We start from the raw sequence: 15,945 nt of genomic DNA, 5'->3' as shown, positions 1-15,945 counted from the left end.
CAACACAACATAAGCGAGTCGGGCGATGAAAAAGTGGGGCGTGGGGTTCACATTATTGCTGGCGTCAACCAGCATTCTGGCAAAGGATATTCAGTTACTTAACGTATCATACGATCCAACGCGTGAGCTGTACGAGCAGTACAACAAAGCGTTTAGCGCGCACTGGAAGCAGGAAACCGGCGACAACGTCGTGATCCGCCAATCGCACGGCGGTTCGGGTAAACAGGCGACTTCCGTTATTAACGGCATTGAAGCCGATGTCGTGACGCTGGCGCTGGCTTACGATGTGGACGCTATTGCTGAACGTGGTCGTATCGATAAAAACTGGATCAAGCGTCTGCCGGATAACTCAGCACCTTACACCTCCACCATCGTTTTCCTGGTCCGCAAAGGCAATCCAAAACAAATTCATGACTGGAACGATCTGATTAAACCCGGTGTGTCGGTGATTACGCCAAACCCGAAAAGCTCCGGCGGCGCCCGCTGGAACTATCTGGCGGCATGGGGCTACGCCCTGCACCACAACAATAACGATCAGGCCAAAGCGCAGGACTTTGTCAAAGCCCTGTTTAAAAACGTTGAAGTGCTGGACTCCGGCGCGCGTGGCTCAACCAATACTTTCGTTGAACGCGGTATCGGTGATGTGCTGATTGCCTGGGAAAACGAAGCGCTACTGGCGACGAATGAACTGGGTAAAGATAAATTCGAGATAGTGACCCCGAGTGAATCTATTCTCGCAGAGCCGACCGTTTCCGTGGTCGACAAAGTGGTGGAAAAGAAAGACACCAAAGCGGTGGCGGAAGCGTATCTGAAGTATCTCTACTCGCCGGAAGGGCAGGAGATAGCAGCGAAAAACTTCTACCGTCCGCGCGATGCTGACGTGGCGAAAAAATACGACGATGCGTTTCCGAAGCTGAAGCTGTTCACCATTGACGAGGTGTTTGGCGGCTGGGCGAAGGCGCAAAAAGATCACTTCGCTAATGGCGGTACGTTCGACCAAATCAGCAAACGCTAAACCGTTTATAAACCCGGTAACGTATTATGTTACCGGGTTTTTTCTTTGCCACAATTTTGCGTTACTCTTCCCCGTCTATGGGTCACAGGGAACGCATAACATGAAAAAAACAGGTTACTTTTTACTGGCGGTGATAGTGATTGTCGCCGCGGCGGGCGTCGGTTACTGGAAATTTTCCGGCAATCCTGATGCGTTACGGGAAATTGTGCTTGAACAATGCCTGCCCGATCAGTTACAGCATCAAAACCCAGCGCCGTGCGCGGAAGTCAAACCTCGTGCCGGCTATGTCGTCTTTAAAGATCGTCACGGTCCGTTGCAATATTTATTGATGCCCACCTACCGTATCAACGGTACAGAAAGCCCACTATTGCTGGAACCCGCTACGCCCAACTTTTTCTGGCTGGCCTGGCAGGCTCGCGGCTATATGAGTAAAAAATACGGGCATGATATTCCGGATAGCGCGGTCTCGCTGGCGATTAATTCGCGGCTTGGTCGTTCACAGGACCATTTGCATATCCATATTTCTTGCATCCGTCCTGACGTTCGGGAGCAACTGGATAACGATCTCACGCGCATCAGCACTCGCTGGCTTCCGCTACCGGGCGACCTGATGGGGCATGAATACCTGGCGCGCCGGGTAACCGAGAGCGAACTGGCGCAGCGTAGTCCGTTTATGATGCTGGCGGAAGAGGTGCCGGAAGCGCGCGATCATATGGGACGCTATGCGCTGGCGGTGGTACGCCAAAGCGATGGCTCTTTTGTCCTGCTGGCGACCGAGCGTAATTTACTGACCTTCAATCGCGGATCGGCGGAAGAGATTCAGGACCATAGTTGCGCCATTTTGTCTTCCCGCTGATTTTCGTTACACCCCCTGCTCATTATCTTATTGATTCTTATCCCGGTTTAAAACCGGGGTAAGATCGTGTCTATAAAAATATGTGAAACCGATCAAAAGATATAAAGGTATACCTTTATATCTTTTTGAGGATGGTTACACTCTCTTCATAGCCTCCATTGCGTGTCGGACAGGCGGCTTATTTATAAAAACGTTTTTATTTCATGTAGTGACATCATTAATTGTTCACCAGATTTGCGCTGTTAAGCGTAAAGGAATATCAACATGAAACTTTCTATCGTGGAAAAAATCGGCTTCGGCGCGGGAGATATGGCGATAAACGTTGTGATTATCGCCATGCAGCTGCTCCTCGCCTATTTCTATACCGATATCTACGGCCTGAGCGCCGCTGATGTTGGCGTACTGTTTGTGGTTGTGCGGATGATTGATGCCATTATCGATCCGGCCATGGGGGTTCTTACCGATAAACTGAATACGCGCTGGGGGCGTTATCGCCCGTGGCTGCTGTGGTTTGCTATTCCTTTTGGCTTCGCCGTTTATTTGATGTTTATTACGCCTGATATGGCTTATATGGCCAAACTGGCATGGGCCTATGGCACCTATATTCTTATGACCCTGGTCTATACCGCGATCACCATTCCCTATATTTCGATGATTGGCGTCATTACCAGCGACCCCGTCGAACGGTTAAGCGCCAACGGCTATCGTTTTGTGATGACTAAGATTGCCGCTTTCCTGGTGACTATCGTCGTACCGATGCTTGCCGTCTGGCTGGGGCAGGGTAATAAGGCTTTGGGCTATCAGTTTTCGATGGGCTTAATGGGGGCAATGGGTGCGCTGCTGTTTATCTTCTGTTTTCTTACCACGCGTGAACGCAGCGAGCCGGAAATTACCTCGCTATCGGTGGGGAAACAGTTTAAATATCTGTTACGTAACGATCAGTGGATTATTCTCGGCGTTGTTATTCTGCTGCTGATGTGCGGTTATGTTATTCGCGGTTCCGTTGCCGCTTATTACGCCAAGTATTATCTGAACGGCGGAGATAGCCTGATTTCACCCTTCCTGACTACCGGCGTCGTTGCCTCTATTTTAGCGATGATCGCTACCACCTGGATAACCAAGTTCTGGGACAAAATTAAGATGTTCCGCTACACCCAGATTATTACCTTTATCCTGAGCGCGCTGATGTATTTCTCCGTCGGGCGTGAAAATCTTATCCTGGCGTTTGCGTTCTATTTTCTCATTAATTTCTTTTGCGATATGCAAATGCCGGTGTTCTGGTCCTCTATCGCCGAAGCGGTGGATTACGGAGAAAAGAAAACCGGTCTGCGCGTTTCCGGGTTGGCGTTTGGCGGCATCCTCTTCTTCCAGAAGTTTGGGATGGGGATCGCGGGCGGGATACTCGGATTCCTGCTGAGCCACTTTGGCTATCAAGCCGATGTTGAACAGACCGCGCGTTCGCTCACCGGTATTGCGCTGATGATGACGCTCATTCCGGCTCTGTTCCACCTTGCGGTTGGGCTGCTTATGAAAAAGTATCTGATTAATAATGAATATTATCGAGATATTCAGCTTGCCCTGGCGCAGAAACAGGCATAAGGAGGCGCAAATGAAGGCCATGAATAAGGTTTGGGTTATCGGCGATGCCTCCGTTGATCTGGTGCCGGAAAAACAGAACAGCTATCTGAAATGCCCCGGCGGAGCGTCGGCGAACGTGGGGGTATGCGTTGCCAGGCTGGGCGGAGAGTGCGGTTTTATTGGCTGTCTTGGTGATGATGACGCCGGCCGCTTCCTGCGCCAGGTTTTTCAGGATAACGGCGTGGATGTCACGTTTCTACGCATGGCTCCGGCCCTGACCAGCGCGGTGCTGATCGTTAACCTGACGGCTGATGGGGAGCGTAGTTTTACCTATCTGGTGCATCCAGGTGCCGATACCTACGTCTCGCCGCAGGACCTGCCGCCGTTCAGGCAGTACGAATGGTTTTACTTCAGTTCAATTGGCCTTACCGACAGTCCCGCCCGCGAGGCGTGCCTTGAGGGAGCGAGAAGAATGCGTGAAGCGGGTGGTTACGTACTGTTTGACGTCAATCTGCGCAGCAAAATGTGGGGGAATACTGATGAAATCCCTGAACTGATCGCCCGGTCCGCCGCACTGGCTTCTATCTGCAAAGTCTCGGCAGATGAGCTGTGCCAGCTCAGCGGGGCCAGTCACTGGCAGGATGCGCGTTATTACCTGCGCGATCTTGGGTGTGACACCACGATCATTTCGCTGGGGGCCGATGGCGCGCTGTTGATTACCGCCGAGGGGGAGTTCCATTTTCCCGCACCACGCGTCGATGTCGTCGATACCACCGGGGCTGGCGATGCTTTTGTCGGCGGCCTGCTGTTCACCCTTTCCCGCGCAAATTGCTGGGATCATGCCCTGCTGGCGGAAGCCATCAGCAATGCCAACGCCTGCGGCGCTATGGCGGTGACGGCAAAAGGCGCAATGACCGCTCTGCCGTTTCCTGAGCAGCTAAACACTTTTCTTTCCAGCCATTCGCTGGCACAAGCCATGACCGTGAAATAAGGAGTCATCATGCACGTTGATCAAAACAAAATACTGGGATGCCTGGTGGGCGCCGCCGCCGCGGACGCGATGGGAGCCGCGACGGAAGTACGCACCCAGCAGCAAATAAAAGACTATTTTGGCGGCTGGGTGACGACCTTTCAAAAACCGCCAGCGGACACGTTTGGCCGCTGCAACGAAGCGGGGATGTGCACGGATGATTTTATTCAGGCTAAGTACATTATGGACGCGCTGCTGCGCCATCAGCGTGAAGTCAGCGACGAAGCGATGCGCGAAGCTTTCCAGCAGTGGCTGGATTATCCTTTCTACGCCAACTTTACCGGTCCGACGACGCGTGCGGCAATGAAGGCAATATTCAATGATAACCGCGCCTCTTTACAGGGTGAGCTGGAAGGCGAAAAACAATCGGTACAGATCATTAATAAGGGTAATGCCGAAGCCACCAACGGCGCGGCTATGAAGATTTGGCCAGCGGCGGTGCTGCATCCTGGCGATATCGACGCGGCGATTGAATGCGCACTGCAGATTTGCCGTTTTACGCATAATAACGTGCTGGCGATGTCCGGCGCAGCAGCGATGGCGGCGGCAACCAGCGAGGCGTTAAGAGCGCAGACCAACGCAGACAGCATTATTGCCGCCGGTATTTACGGTGCGCAAAGGGGCTATCTGCTGGCGCAGGAGCAAGGGGCGATGATGGTCGCCGGGCCTTCCGTTGCCCGACGCATTGAGCTGGCCGTAGATATCGGTAAACGTCATCGCCATTGGGAAACGGCGGTGGTGGAACTTGCTGATATTATTGGCTCCGGGCTGCACGTGAGTGAAGCGGTGCCGGCGGCCTTTGGCCTGTTCGCGTGTTGTCCGAATTCTGCGGTAGATGCTATTATCTCCGGCGTTAATATCGGCAATGATACTGATACTGTCGCCACCATGGTTGGGGCGATTTCCGGCGCATTCCATGGCGTGGAGGCTTTTCCCGCCGATTATTTAACGACCTTGGATCGTATGAATCATTTCGATTTGGCAGAACTGGCCAGGCAAATCGCAGGGTAGCGACTTCACCCTGCCGGGGACGGTAAAACGTCCCCTGCTGGCGAAGACGTGAGGTGCGCAGCTTGCAGGTTGATAAAACGAGCTTTACTCCGCTTTATAAGCAACTATTTTTTATCATCTGTCAGCAGATCCAGAACGGGTCTTTGCCTTTAGGCAGCCAGTTGCCGACGCAAAAAGAGGTCGCCAGGGCTTATAACGTTTCGCTGATTGTGGTTAAACAGGCCTGGAGCGAACTGATCAATGCGGGCATTATTTCGTCGCAGCGCGGGAGTGGTTCTGTGGTGTGCTCCGTACCGGAAGGCGTGAGCTATGGTCACACGTTTCGCGGTATTACCAGCGATCTCCAGGACGCCAGCGTGGCGATTGAGAACCGTATTCTGGAAATCGCGCCGCGCCGCGCGCGCGACGCTCAGGCAGACGGCTTGAGCCTGCCCGCACATCATCACTACCTCTATATTTCGCGTATTCGTTGCCTGAATAACCGTCCTTTTAACCATGAGAAAATTTATCTCGATCTGAGCTTCTTTCCCGATCTGCAGCTCACACCGCAGGCGCTGGAGCATACGTCGCTTTATTCGTTATTAAACGTCACAAGCGACTCGGCGATAGAAAAAGTTGAGGCGATTTTACCTTCCGCTGACCTGTGCGAAAAATTGCAAATCGCCGCCAATAAACCGCTGTTATCCGTCGCCAGACAGACGTTTCAGGCCGGGAAGGACAGCCCTTTTGAGTATTGCCGCTATTACGTGCTGTCTGAATACTTTGGTGAAATTCATTATCACTGATCTGTCCACTTAATCCTGCGATAACCCCACTATATCTGGCGTTTACCTGCCTGACTGTCCGTCGTATTCTTGCTGAAAAAATCGTCAGGAGACAGGTATGTCGCTCTGGTTGTCCCATCCTCTGTTCCTTCCTTTCATCATCGTTGGCGTTACTATCCTTCTGTGGGCGACTTCGCCACTGCCGGAGTTTATGACCGCACTGCTATTTTTTGCTGCTGTGGTGGCGATGGGACCAGGGAAAGTTCCTGCGCGGGCGGGGATGCTGTGATGTATCGCGCTGGCGGTGGTACGCCAAAGCGATGGCTCTTTTGTCCTGCTGGCGACCGAGCGTAATTTACTGATCTTCAATCGCGCTTCTGCCGAGGAAATTCAGGATCATCAGTGTGATATCTTGAACCAACAGGTCATCAAATGACAGCTTGATATTGCATTAACGAATGCCGTTTGGAGGCCGGACAAGGCTCTCGTGGCGCTATCCGGCAAAATCTGGCGATGGCGCGGGCGTTACCAGGCCGGTGGATCTGCGGGGTGGCTGTCATTTTCCAGATGCGGCGATTTAATAAACACGCCTTTCCAGGGTTTATCGCCGTTATTAATGAGATAATGCGCCTCCCCAGGTTCGCACTGTAAAACATCTCCAGTTTGCAGGATATGAGGTGTTCCTTCCAGATACAGGCACACTTCACCGCTTAGGGTATAAAAAACCTCACAAGCGGTATTATGGCGATGGTTAGGGAATGACTGCCCTGGTTGTAGTATGACGACGCCCATATCGCAGCCCGGCCCACGGATTAAGTATTTAGGGCCATTATCGCCAAAGCGGTATTCATGATTCTTCTCATTCGTTTTTTGCATGCTTATTCTCCTGTTACAGGCCTGGCGCTTTCCAGAGGGATGTCGTTAAGCCACCATCGACCAGCGCGCGTTGATCCTGATAAACGGCCTGCCATTTTTCTCTGGCCTGCTGATAGACAGCGAAATTTTCAGGATTAGGTTTATGCTCCCGATCCCAGCGCACTAGCTTTTCTCCCGTTTCCGCCAGCGATGGCCAGATACCCACGCCAACGCCTGCGGCAATAGCGCACCCTAGCGCGGTAGCTTCTTTGACGACAGGTACGTGAACGGTGAGTCCCGTAACGTCGGCAAGGATTTGGCTCCATAATTTGCCTTTAGATCCTCCGCCGGCAAAAACCAGCGAGTCGGCCTGTACGCCGGAAAACGCGGCAATTTGCTGTAAATTGCAGGCGGAAACAATGGCGGCATTCTCTTCCAGCGCGCGAAATAGGGTCGCTTTATTACACTTTTCAGGATCGATAGACAGATTGATAAACGACGGCGCGGCATGGTACCAGCGTTTAAAACGCATAACGTCAGAGAAGATGGGCATCACACCGTACGCGCCGGGAGGCACCCGGCTGGCCATATCTTCCAGCAGGGAATACGCATCAATACCTAACCTTTCAGCGATTAGTTTTTCCTCGGCGCAAAAGGCGTCGCGGAACCAACGCATCGTTAACCCAGTAAAAAAGCTAATAGACTCGGTTTGTACCATACCGGGGATCACATGAGGATTGATGCGAACGTTCATGTTTGGGTCGGTGACCGGCGCGGGAAGATTGACGACCTGTTGCCAGAAGGTTCCGCCCAGCACGGCCGTTTGCGCCGGGCGTACGACGCCCAGCCCCAGACAGCCTAACTGCACATCGCCGCCGCCAACGATGACCGGCGTACCCGCTTGCAGGTCGCACTGTTCAGCCGCTTTCTGTGAAATGTGACCGAGCAGCGTCCCGGTTTCTTTTACCGGCGAAAGAATGTCAGAACGCAGGCCCGCCATCTGTAACAGACTACGTTTCCAGTTGCGGGTCACCAGATCCAATAACCCCGTCGTGCCTGCGTTGGAGGGATCGACCGCCAGTTCGCCGCTGAGCATAAAGGCCATCCAGTCGCTGATCATAGTGACGGTTGACGCGCGATGATAAATATCCGGACGATGGTGGGCAAGCCAGAGCAGACGCGGAATAGCGCTGAGCGCCAGCGTTTGCCCGGAGCAACGATAAACTTCCTCCTCAAAGGTGTTATCGTGCAGCTCTTTTAATTCACTGACTTCGTGCGCCGCGCGGGCGTCAACATTAGCGCAGGCCCAAATTGGTTCGCCGTTACTGTCATAAATAACAATGCCTTCACGCATCGAACAGGCCGATACGGCAGCGATAGCCGTTGCAGGGATGGCGGCTTTCTGTAGTGCCTGACGGATACACTGGCAAGCCAGTTGCCAGTTTTTGGCAAGATCAAACTCCATCGAACCAGGCACATCCGGCACGGCCAGATGCTGCCATTCCGCTTGACCGACAGCTATTTGCTTTCCTTGTAGATCAAAAATTACTGCTCTGACGCTACCGGTACCGGCGTCAAGAGCCATCAGGTAATGTCCTGATTCAGTATGGGTACAGAGTCGAGCCATTTTTTTATCCTCGGCTATTTTTACATCGTTACATAAAATCCTGTCAGTTATTGTTTATTGAATTGAGGTAAGTGTTATTTTATTTTTTATTTTTCAATAAGTTGAATTATTTTCCCTGCGGTTTTCTGATCGGTAACCAGCGCATTGATATAGTTACCGCGCATAGCGGCAATAATAGCTTCTGCTTTTTGTTCGCCGCCGGCGACGCCAATCACGGTTGGGATCGTGGAAAGTGAATTTAACTTCAGGCCAATTAATTCGTTATGGATTTTGATGTCTGGAATAATTTCGCCATGAGCATCAAAAAAATAGCCCAGAATATCGCCTACTGCGCCTTTGCGGCCAATCATGAGTTGTTCACCCTGAGTGATATAACCGGATTTTAAGATACTGGCTTGATCTTTCTGGTTAATTGCCCCAATCCCCACGATGGCGGCATCGGCAGCTTGCGCTGTGAGCATCACATCCCGCACGCTATTTTCATTGCGCAGCGTGCAGGCAATTTCCTGCGATGATGCGCGCAGCGGCGCGGGCATAATACTTACGCTACAAGCGGCATCAAGCTGGCCTATTCCGGTCATATACGGCCCCACGCCGCCGGATAACGTGACCAGTCGAATTTGTTGCGCCGAGATAAATCCGCTGAGGCGTTTTAATGTGGTCATCGTGGCTTCGCCAAAGCCGACGGCCAGCAGTTGCTGTGGCCGCAGTGACTCCATCAACATATGGGCGGCGCCGATTCCTAAGCGCAGACCAATATCGGCATCGGGTAATGCCGGCAGCACGCGGATATTCTGCAATGCGAAGTGGTTGCGCAAGGCATTTTCATACTCAAGACACCCTTCGAAGCGGGAGTTGATTTGTACGCGAATAATACCGGACTGATGCCCTTTCTCCAGCAGACGAGAAACCTTTAGCCGGGTTAGCCCCAGACGCTCGCTGATTTCACTCTGCGTCAATCCATCGTGATAGTAGAACCAGGCAATACGCGCCACCTGCTCTTCTTCGCACATTCCATAATCAGATACCAACGTATTATCGCTCATTGTCATAACCTGGCTTTACTTTGAACATTTCTAAATCATTAACACAATTGTTCAGTTATCACTCCGAAATAACCGTGATTAACGCCACAAAAACGCGTCAAATCTGAACATTTATCATATAAAAATTCATTTATTCAGAAAACGTGATCTGGATGAGAGTTTTTTGACCAAATAACTACTACCGTTTTGAACAATTTCTTTTTCAAAAAACATTTGTTCAGTCCCGTCAGTCAACATTGAGGGAGCGGAGGCAACATGCAAATCAGTCACAATACTGCATCCCCTCTGATTTGTGTGCAGAACATTTATAAAAGTTATTCCGGCGTCGAAGTACTAAAGGGAATTGACTTTACTCTGCATGCGGGAGAGGTGCACGCATTGCTTGGCGGCAATGGTGCGGGTAAATCAACATTAATGAAGATTATTGCCGGTATAGTCCCGCCAGATGGAGGGACTATCGATATTGCTGGTGTGCGTTGCAGTCATTTAACGCCTCTGAAGGCGCACCAGTATGGCATTTACCTGGTTCCCCAGGAGCCTCTGTTATTTCCGAGTTTATCTGTGCGGGAAAATATCTTGTTTGGCTTACAGGGACGTCAGGCCTCCACGGAAAAAATGCAGCAGCTATTAAAGGCGATGGGATGCCAACTCGATCCGGCGAGCGCTGCGGGTACGCTTGATGTTGCAGACCGCCAGATTGTTGAAATTATGCGCGGCTTGATGCGCGACTCGCGAATCTTAATTCTTGATGAGCCCACGGCGTCGTTAACGCCAGCCGAAACTGACCGGTTATTTACGCGTCTGCAAGAGTTGCTGAAAAAGGGTGTCGGAATTGTATTTATTTCTCATAAGCTACCAGAAATTAGACAGTTAGCTCACTGCGTTAGCGTGATGCGTGACGGTAAAATCGCATTATTCGGAAAAACGCATGACCTTTCTACCGACGAGATTATTCAAGCTATCACCCCGGCAACGCAGGGCGTCAGTCTTTCTGCGAATCAAAAGTTGTGGCTGGAATTGCCTGGCAGCCGCCCGCAGAACGAACGCGGCGCGACGGTATTAGCGCTGGAGTCACTGACGGGCGAAGGTTTTATGAATATCAACCTTGAGGTGCGGGCAGGCGAAATCCTTGGTCTGGCCGGGTTGGTCGGCGCGGGACGCACAGAACTGGCTGAAACGCTGTACGGTATTAGACCGGTCAATGCGGGGCGGATGCTGTTCAATGGCGAAGAAATTAACGCCCTGACAACCCAACAGCGGTTGCAGCTCGGCCTGGTCTATTTGCCGGAAGATCGGCAGTCATCCGGGCTGTATCTTGACGCTTCCCTGGCATGGAATGTCTGTTCGCTGACCCACAACCAAAAAGGATTTTGGATAAAGCCCCAGCGGGATAACGCCACCCTTGAACGTTACCACCGCGCGTTAAATATCAAACTCAATAATGCCGAACAGGCGGCGCGTACTTTATCCGGCGGTAACCAGCAAAAAGTATTGATTGCCAAATGCCTGGAAGCCTCTCCGCAATTACTGATTGTCGATGAACCGACACGCGGTGTCGATGTCTCCGCCCGCAGCGATATTTATCAGCTGTTGCGCAGTATCGCGCAACAAAATGTCGCAGTGCTGTTTATTTCCTCCGATCTGGAAGAGATAGAGCAAATGGCCGATCGCGTATATGTCATGCACCAGGGGGAACTGGGGGGGCCTGCGTTATGCGGCGAGGAAATTAACGTTGATACCATCATGCACGTTGCGTTTGGCGAACATGGTGCGTCGGAGGCAACATGTTGAAATTCATCCAAAATAACCGGGAAGCGACGGCACTGCTGGCAATAGTCTGTTTATTCGTGTTTCCTGGCGCGCTGGATAGCCAGTATTTGAGCGTGCAAACGCTGACAATGGTTTTCAGTAGCGCGCAAATTTTGATGCTGTTGGCGATTGGCGCGACGATGGTAATGCTCACCCGCAATATTGATGTATCGGTGGGCTCGACGACAGGCATGTGCGCGGTATTGCTGGGAGTGATGTTAAACGCCGGCTATAGCCTGCCGGTCGCCTGCCTGGCCACACTAATATTAGGAATTGTCGCCGGATTTTTTAATGGCGTACTGGTTGCCTGGTTGAAGATACCCGCCATTGTCGCCACGCTGGGAACGCTGGGCTTGTATCGTGGGATCATGCTGCTATGGACAGGGGGGAAATGGATTGAAGGATTACCCGCAGGCTTAAAGCAACTCTCTGCTCCGGTGTTTCTGGGAATTTCCGCAATCGGCTGGTTTACCCTGGTGTTAGCGCTGCTTATGGCCTGGCTCCTGGCGAAAACCGCCTTTGGCCGCAATTTTTACGCCACCGGCGATAACCTGCAGGGCGCCCGGCAATTGGGTGTCCGTACCGAGATGGTACGCATCATGGCATTTTCACTTAATGGCGGTATGGCGGCATTGGCTGGAATCGTGTTTGCCTCGCAGATTGGCTTCATTCCCAATCAAACCGGCACGGGGCTGGAAATGAAAGCCATCGCGGCCTGCGTATTGGGGGGAATTAGCCTGTTAGGCGGGTCAGGCACGGTCATCGGCGCTATTCTCGGCGCTTATTTTCTTACGCAAATCGATAGTGTGTTAGTGCTGCTGCGTATCCCCGCCTGGTGGAACGATTTTATTGCTGGCCTGGTATTGTTGGGCGTACTGGTATTCGATGGGCGGCTGCGTTGCGCATTACAACGCAATCTGCGCCGCCAGAAATATGCCCGTTTTATATCACCACCCACTCCACTACAGGCGGAAGCAAAAACGCACGCACAACAGAATAAAAACAAAGAGGTGGCATGATGAATCCATGGCGACGCTATAGCTGGGAAATTGCGCTGGCAGCCTTATTGATCTTTGAAATTCTGGCTTTCGGTCTGATTAATCCACGTTTATTAGATATTAATGTCTTACTTTTTAGCACTAGCGATTTTATTTGTATCGGTATTGTCGCTTTGCCGCTAACAATGGTTATTGTCAGCGGTGGTATGGATATTTCATTTGGTTCTACAATCGGGCTATGCGCGATTACCCTGGGTGTGCTGTTTCAGCTCGGTATGCCGCTACCTTTAGCGATTATTATTACCCTACTACTCGGCGCAATATGTGGGCTGATAAATGCCGGACTTATTATTTATACCGGCGTAAACCCGTTGGTGATTACCCTGGGAACCATGTATTTATTTGGTGGTAGCGCATTATTGTTATCTGGTATGGCTGGCGCCACAGGTTATGAAGGTATTGGTGGATTTCCCACAGCGTTCACTGACTTTGCCAATATTTCATTTCTTGGTATTCCTATGCCGCTTATTTTTTTTCTTGTGTGCTGTCTGTTTTTCTGGCTGCTCATGCATCGCACGCATATGGGACGCAACGTTTTCCTGATTGGCCAGAGCGCCCGTGTCGCGCAGTACAGCGCGATCCCGGTGAATCGCACGTTGTATACCGTGTATGCCATGACCGGATGCGCCTCCGCTATCGCCGCCGTATTACTGGTTTCTTACTTTGGCTCCGCACGTTCGGATCTGGGCGCCTCTTTCCTGATGCCGGCCATTACGGCGGTTGTGCTGGGAGGCGCCAATATTTATGGCGGCTCCGGGTCGATTATGGGGTCCGCGTTGGCGGCGCTGCTGGTGGGATTTTTACAGCAGGGGCTACAGATGGCCGGAGTGCCGAATCAAATTTCCAGCGCATTGTCCGGTGCGCTTCTCATTGTTGTTGTCGTTGGTCGTTCCGTCAGTTTGCATCGTCACCAAATCCTTGAATGGTACTCACGCCGTCGCAATGCGCATCAGGCATGATTTCCTTTTGAAATTTATGGAGAAAAAAATGGCAAGACACAGCATTAAAATGATCGCCTTACTCACTGCGTTTGGTCTGGCATCTGCGGCAATGACCGTGCAGGCGGCAGAGCGGATTGCTTTTATTCCCAAACTGGTTGGCGTGGGCTTTTTTACCAGCGGCGGCAATGGCGCGCAGGAAGCGGGAAAAGCGCTGGGCATTGACGTAACTTACGATGGCCCTACAGAGCCCAGCGTCTCAGGCCAGGTTCAACTGGTGAATAACTTTGTCAATCAGGGGTATGACGCCATTATCGTTTCTGCCGTTTCGCCTGATGGCCTGTGCCCGGCGTTGAAGCGGGCAATGCAAAGAGGCGTGAAAATATTAACCTGGGATTCCGATACCAAGCCGGAGTGCCGTTCTTACTATATCAATCAAGGGACGCCAAAACAGCTCGGCAGCATGCTGGTAGAGATGGCCGCTCATCAGGTGGACAAAGAGAAAGCGAAAGTCGCTTTCTTCTATTCCAGCCCAACGGTGACCGACCAGAACCAGTGGGTGAAAGAAGCTAAAGCCAAAATTAGCCAGGAACATCCGGGGTGGGAGATAGTCACTACCCAGTTTGGCTATAACGATGCCACGAAATCGCTCCAGACGGCGGAAGGTATCATCAAAGCGTATCCCGATCTGGATGCCATCATCGCGCCTGACGCTAACGCTTTACCTGCTGCGGCACAGGCGGCGGAGAACCTTAAACGCAATAATCTCGCGATTGTTGGTTTTAGTACGCCGAATGTAATGCGCCCTTATGTTCAGCGCGGCACTGTTAAAGAATTTGGCCTGTGGGATGTCGTCCAACAGGGAAAAATTTCCGTATATGTCGCCAACGCGTTGCTGAAAAATATGCCAATGAATGTCGGTGATTCACTGGATATTCCCGGCATCGGCAAAGTCACCGTTTCACCTAATAGTGAGCAGGGATATCACTATGAGGCAAAAGGTAACGGCATTGTGTTATTGCCGGAGCGTGTCATTTTCAACAAAGACAATATCGACAAATATGATTTCTGATAACTGTTATGTATCGACGGAGTAAAGAATGGCTGATTTAGATGATATTAAAGATGGCAAAGATTTTCACACCGATAAACCACAAACTAACACTTTGTTCGCATTAAAAGGCTGTGGCGCGCTGGATTGGGGAATGCAGTCCAGACTGGCGAGGATTTTTAATCCCAAGACCAGAAAAACGGTCATGCTGGCCTTTGACCATGGATATTTCCAGGGGCCGACAACCGGACTTGAGCGTATTGATATCAATATTGCGCCGCTCTTTGAATATGCTGATGTCTTAATGTGTACTCGCGGCATATTACGCAGTGTGGTACCTCCGGCAATCAATAAACCAGTCGTTTTACGCGCGTCCGGGGCAAATTCTATTCTCACTGAATTAAGCAATGAGGCGGTTGCGGTGGCGATGGATGACGCTGTGCGGTTGAATAGCTGTGCTGCTGCCGCACAGGTTTATATTGGTAGTGAGCATGAACATCAGTCGATTAAAAATATTATTCAACTGATTGATGCCGGGTTACGCGTCGGGATGCCAATAATGGCAGTGACCGGGGTGGGTAAAGATATGGCTCGCGACCAGCGTTATTTTTCACTGGCAACGCGTATCGCTGCGGAAATGGGGGCGCAAATTATCAAAACGTATTATGTCGATAAAGGTTTTGAGCGTATTGCGGCAGGTTGTCCGGTGCCGATTGTCATCGCCGGCGGTAAAAAACTGCCTGAACGTGAAGCATTGGAAATGTGCTATCAGGCGATTGACCAGGGGGCTTCTGGCGTAGATATGGGGCGTAATATATTCCAGTCAGAAGATCCGGTAGCCATGATTAAAGCGGTACATGCTGTCGTTCATCATAACGAAACAGCAGAGCGTGCTTATGAGCTGTTTTTGAGTGAGAAAGGTTAAATGAGATCGCTTCCCCATCTTTTACCGATGCGAGGAGATGGGGATGACTGTTATTTTATTTGGAATAATCAGGGGGTTAATGATGCACGTTACGCTGGTTGAAATTAACGTTCATGATGACAAGGTTGAACAATTTATCGATGTTTTTCGGCAGAATCATCTGGGCTCAATTAAAGAGCCGGGTAACTTGCGTTTTGATGTTCTGCAGGATCCGCAGGTGCCTACGCGATTTTATATTTATGAAGCCTACGTTGATGAACAGGCCGTCGCTTTTCACAAGACAACGCCACACTACAAAACTTGCGTGGAGCAGCTTGAACCGTTGATGACCGGTCCGCGGACAAAAAAAGTTTTTATGGGTTTGATGCCTTAAGGAGCGCTC

15 protein-coding genes and 2 pseudogenes are annotated in these 15,945 nt (G+C 51.2%); 14 read left to right on the top strand and 3 right to left on the bottom strand.

From position 1 onward, the window contains the following. Positions 1 to 25: 25 nt before the first annotated feature. The 8 genes and pseudogenes from QEN32_RS21335 to QEN32_RS21300 all read left to right on the top strand — a co-directional run. A complete protein-coding gene (locus tag QEN32_RS21335; protein WP_000758711.1) occupies positions 26 to 1,015 on the top strand; it encodes a sulfate ABC transporter substrate-binding protein in 990 nt (329 codons plus the stop codon). 100 nt (positions 1,016 to 1,115) lie between these two features. Continuing rightward, positions 1,116 to 1,871 carry a CDP-diacylglycerol diphosphatase gene (locus tag QEN32_RS21330; RefSeq protein WP_265322362.1) on the top strand — a complete coding sequence of 252 codons (756 nt, stop codon included), beginning with the start codon at positions 1,116 to 1,118 and terminating at the stop codon, positions 1,869 to 1,871. A gap of 264 nt (positions 1,872 to 2,135) precedes the next feature. Further along, positions 2,136 to 3,470 (top strand): MFS transporter, encoded by a 1,335-nt coding sequence (locus tag QEN32_RS21325; protein ID WP_000777316.1) that lies wholly within the window; start codon positions 2,136 to 2,138, stop codon positions 3,468 to 3,470. Between the two features lie 10 nt (positions 3,471 to 3,480). Next, a complete protein-coding gene (locus QEN32_RS21320) occupies positions 3,481 to 4,440 on the top strand; it encodes an aminoimidazole riboside kinase (protein WP_265322361.1) in 960 nt (319 codons plus the stop codon). A gap of 9 nt (positions 4,441 to 4,449) precedes the next feature. Next, a complete protein-coding gene (locus tag QEN32_RS21315; protein WP_103133209.1) occupies positions 4,450 to 5,490 on the top strand; it encodes an ADP-ribosylglycohydrolase family protein in 1,041 nt (346 codons plus the stop codon). A gap of 62 nt (positions 5,491 to 5,552) precedes the next feature. Continuing rightward, on the top strand, positions 5,553 to 6,275 hold the full coding sequence (locus QEN32_RS21310) for a GntR family transcriptional regulator (RefSeq protein ID WP_265322360.1): 723 nt from the start codon (positions 5,553 to 5,555) through the stop codon (positions 6,273 to 6,275). 97 nt (positions 6,276 to 6,372) lie between these two features. After that, positions 6,373 to 6,492 (top strand): annotated as a pseudogene (locus QEN32_RS21305) (hypothetical protein); the annotation flags it as partial. A gap of 57 nt (positions 6,493 to 6,549) precedes the next feature. Continuing rightward, positions 6,550 to 6,690: pseudogene (locus QEN32_RS21300) on the top strand (CDP-diacylglycerol diphosphatase); the annotation flags it as partial. An 89-nt stretch (positions 6,691 to 6,779) separates the two neighbouring features. On the opposite strand, the gene QEN32_RS21295 reads toward QEN32_RS21300, so the two are convergent. The 3 genes from QEN32_RS21295 to lsrR form a co-directional block, all read right to left on the bottom strand. Beyond that, positions 6,780 to 7,130, bottom strand: coding sequence for a cupin domain-containing protein (locus QEN32_RS21295; RefSeq protein ID WP_001173083.1), 351 nt, complete (start codon positions 7,128 to 7,130; stop codon positions 6,780 to 6,782). 13 nt (positions 7,131 to 7,143) lie between these two features. Further along, positions 7,144 to 8,736, bottom strand: a complete 1,593-nt coding sequence (lsrK, locus tag QEN32_RS21290) for an autoinducer-2 kinase (RefSeq protein ID WP_000113084.1) — start codon at positions 8,734 to 8,736, stop codon at positions 7,144 to 7,146. 86 nt (positions 8,737 to 8,822) lie between these two features. Then, a complete protein-coding gene (gene lsrR / locus QEN32_RS21285; RefSeq protein ID WP_001283049.1) occupies positions 8,823 to 9,782 on the bottom strand; it encodes a transcriptional regulator LsrR in 960 nt (319 codons plus the stop codon). Positions 9,783 to 10,037: 255 nt separating this feature from the next. Between lsrR and lsrA the strand changes: the two genes are divergently transcribed. The 6 genes from lsrA to lsrG all read left to right on the top strand — a co-directional run bounded on the left by lsrA (position 10,038) and on the right by lsrG (position 15,936). Further along, positions 10,038 to 11,573, top strand: coding sequence for an autoinducer 2 ABC transporter ATP-binding protein LsrA (lsrA, locus tag QEN32_RS21280; protein WP_001167248.1), 1,536 nt, complete (start codon positions 10,038 to 10,040; stop codon positions 11,571 to 11,573). Continuing rightward, positions 11,567 to 12,610, top strand: coding sequence for an autoinducer 2 ABC transporter permease LsrC (gene lsrC, locus QEN32_RS21275; RefSeq protein ID WP_000911133.1), 1,044 nt, complete (start codon positions 11,567 to 11,569; stop codon positions 12,608 to 12,610). The genes lsrA and lsrC overlap by 7 nt, the downstream gene beginning before the upstream one ends. After that, positions 12,607 to 13,608 (top strand): autoinducer 2 ABC transporter permease LsrD, encoded by a 1,002-nt coding sequence (lsrD, locus tag QEN32_RS21270; protein WP_000981826.1) that lies wholly within the window; start codon positions 12,607 to 12,609, stop codon positions 13,606 to 13,608. The genes lsrC and lsrD overlap by 4 nt, the downstream gene beginning before the upstream one ends. A 28-nt stretch (positions 13,609 to 13,636) precedes the next feature. Further along, the gene (gene lsrB / locus QEN32_RS21265; RefSeq protein ID WP_000090737.1) at positions 13,637 to 14,659 is read left to right on the top strand and encodes an autoinducer 2 ABC transporter substrate-binding protein LsrB; all 1,023 of its coding nucleotides are present in this window, start codon (positions 13,637 to 13,639) and stop codon (positions 14,657 to 14,659) included. 28 nt (positions 14,660 to 14,687) lie between these two features. Next, the gene (gene lsrF / locus QEN32_RS21260) at positions 14,688 to 15,563 is read left to right on the top strand and encodes a 3-hydroxy-5-phosphonooxypentane-2,4-dione thiolase (RefSeq protein WP_000774146.1); all 876 of its coding nucleotides are present in this window, start codon (positions 14,688 to 14,690) and stop codon (positions 15,561 to 15,563) included. Positions 15,564 to 15,645: 82 nt separating this feature from the next. Further along, a complete protein-coding gene (gene lsrG, locus QEN32_RS21255) occupies positions 15,646 to 15,936 on the top strand; it encodes a (4S)-4-hydroxy-5-phosphonooxypentane-2,3-dione isomerase (protein WP_001543603.1) in 291 nt (96 codons plus the stop codon). Positions 15,937 to 15,945 lie beyond the last annotated feature (9 nt).

It is taken from the genome of Salmonella sp. SA14318, assembly GCF_029866905.1.
GTDB lineage: Bacteria > Pseudomonadota > Gammaproteobacteria > Enterobacterales > Enterobacteriaceae > Salmonella > Salmonella enterica.
The sequence above is the reverse complement of the archived record's forward strand: the minus strand, read 5'-3'. Positions and strand labels throughout refer to the sequence as shown.

What these genes read in the sequence shown, in the direction of transcription:
- QEN32_RS21335 (WP_000758711.1), top strand. Translation starts at nt 26, where the DNA reads ATGAAAAAGTGGGGCGTGGGGTTCACATTATTGCTGGCGTCAACCAGC.
- QEN32_RS21330 (WP_265322362.1), top strand. Translation starts at nt 1,116, where the DNA reads ATGAAAAAAACAGGTTACTTTTTACTGGCGGTGATAGTGATTGTCGCC.
- QEN32_RS21325 (WP_000777316.1), top strand. Translation starts at nt 2,136, where the DNA reads ATGAAACTTTCTATCGTGGAAAAAATCGGCTTCGGCGCGGGAGATATG.
- QEN32_RS21320 (WP_265322361.1), top strand. Translation starts at nt 3,481, where the DNA reads ATGAAGGCCATGAATAAGGTTTGGGTTATCGGCGATGCCTCCGTTGAT.
- QEN32_RS21315 (WP_103133209.1), top strand. Translation starts at nt 4,450, where the DNA reads ATGCACGTTGATCAAAACAAAATACTGGGATGCCTGGTGGGCGCCGCC.
- QEN32_RS21295 (WP_001173083.1), bottom strand. Translation starts at nt 7,130, where the DNA reads ATGCAAAAAACGAATGAGAAGAATCATGAATACCGCTTTGGCGATAAT.
- lsrK (WP_000113084.1), bottom strand. Translation starts at nt 8,736, where the DNA reads ATGGCTCGACTCTGTACCCATACTGAATCAGGACATTACCTGATGGCT.
- lsrR (WP_001283049.1), bottom strand. Translation starts at nt 9,782, where the DNA reads ATGAGCGATAATACGTTGGTATCTGATTATGGAATGTGCGAAGAAGAG.
- lsrA (WP_001167248.1), top strand. Translation starts at nt 10,038, where the DNA reads ATGCAAATCAGTCACAATACTGCATCCCCTCTGATTTGTGTGCAGAAC.
- lsrC (WP_000911133.1), top strand. Translation starts at nt 11,567, where the DNA reads ATGTTGAAATTCATCCAAAATAACCGGGAAGCGACGGCACTGCTGGCA.
- lsrD (WP_000981826.1), top strand. Translation starts at nt 12,607, where the DNA reads ATGATGAATCCATGGCGACGCTATAGCTGGGAAATTGCGCTGGCAGCC.
- lsrB (WP_000090737.1), top strand. Translation starts at nt 13,637, where the DNA reads ATGGCAAGACACAGCATTAAAATGATCGCCTTACTCACTGCGTTTGGT.
- lsrF (WP_000774146.1), top strand. Translation starts at nt 14,688, where the DNA reads ATGGCTGATTTAGATGATATTAAAGATGGCAAAGATTTTCACACCGAT.
- lsrG (WP_001543603.1), top strand. Translation starts at nt 15,646, where the DNA reads ATGCACGTTACGCTGGTTGAAATTAACGTTCATGATGACAAGGTTGAA.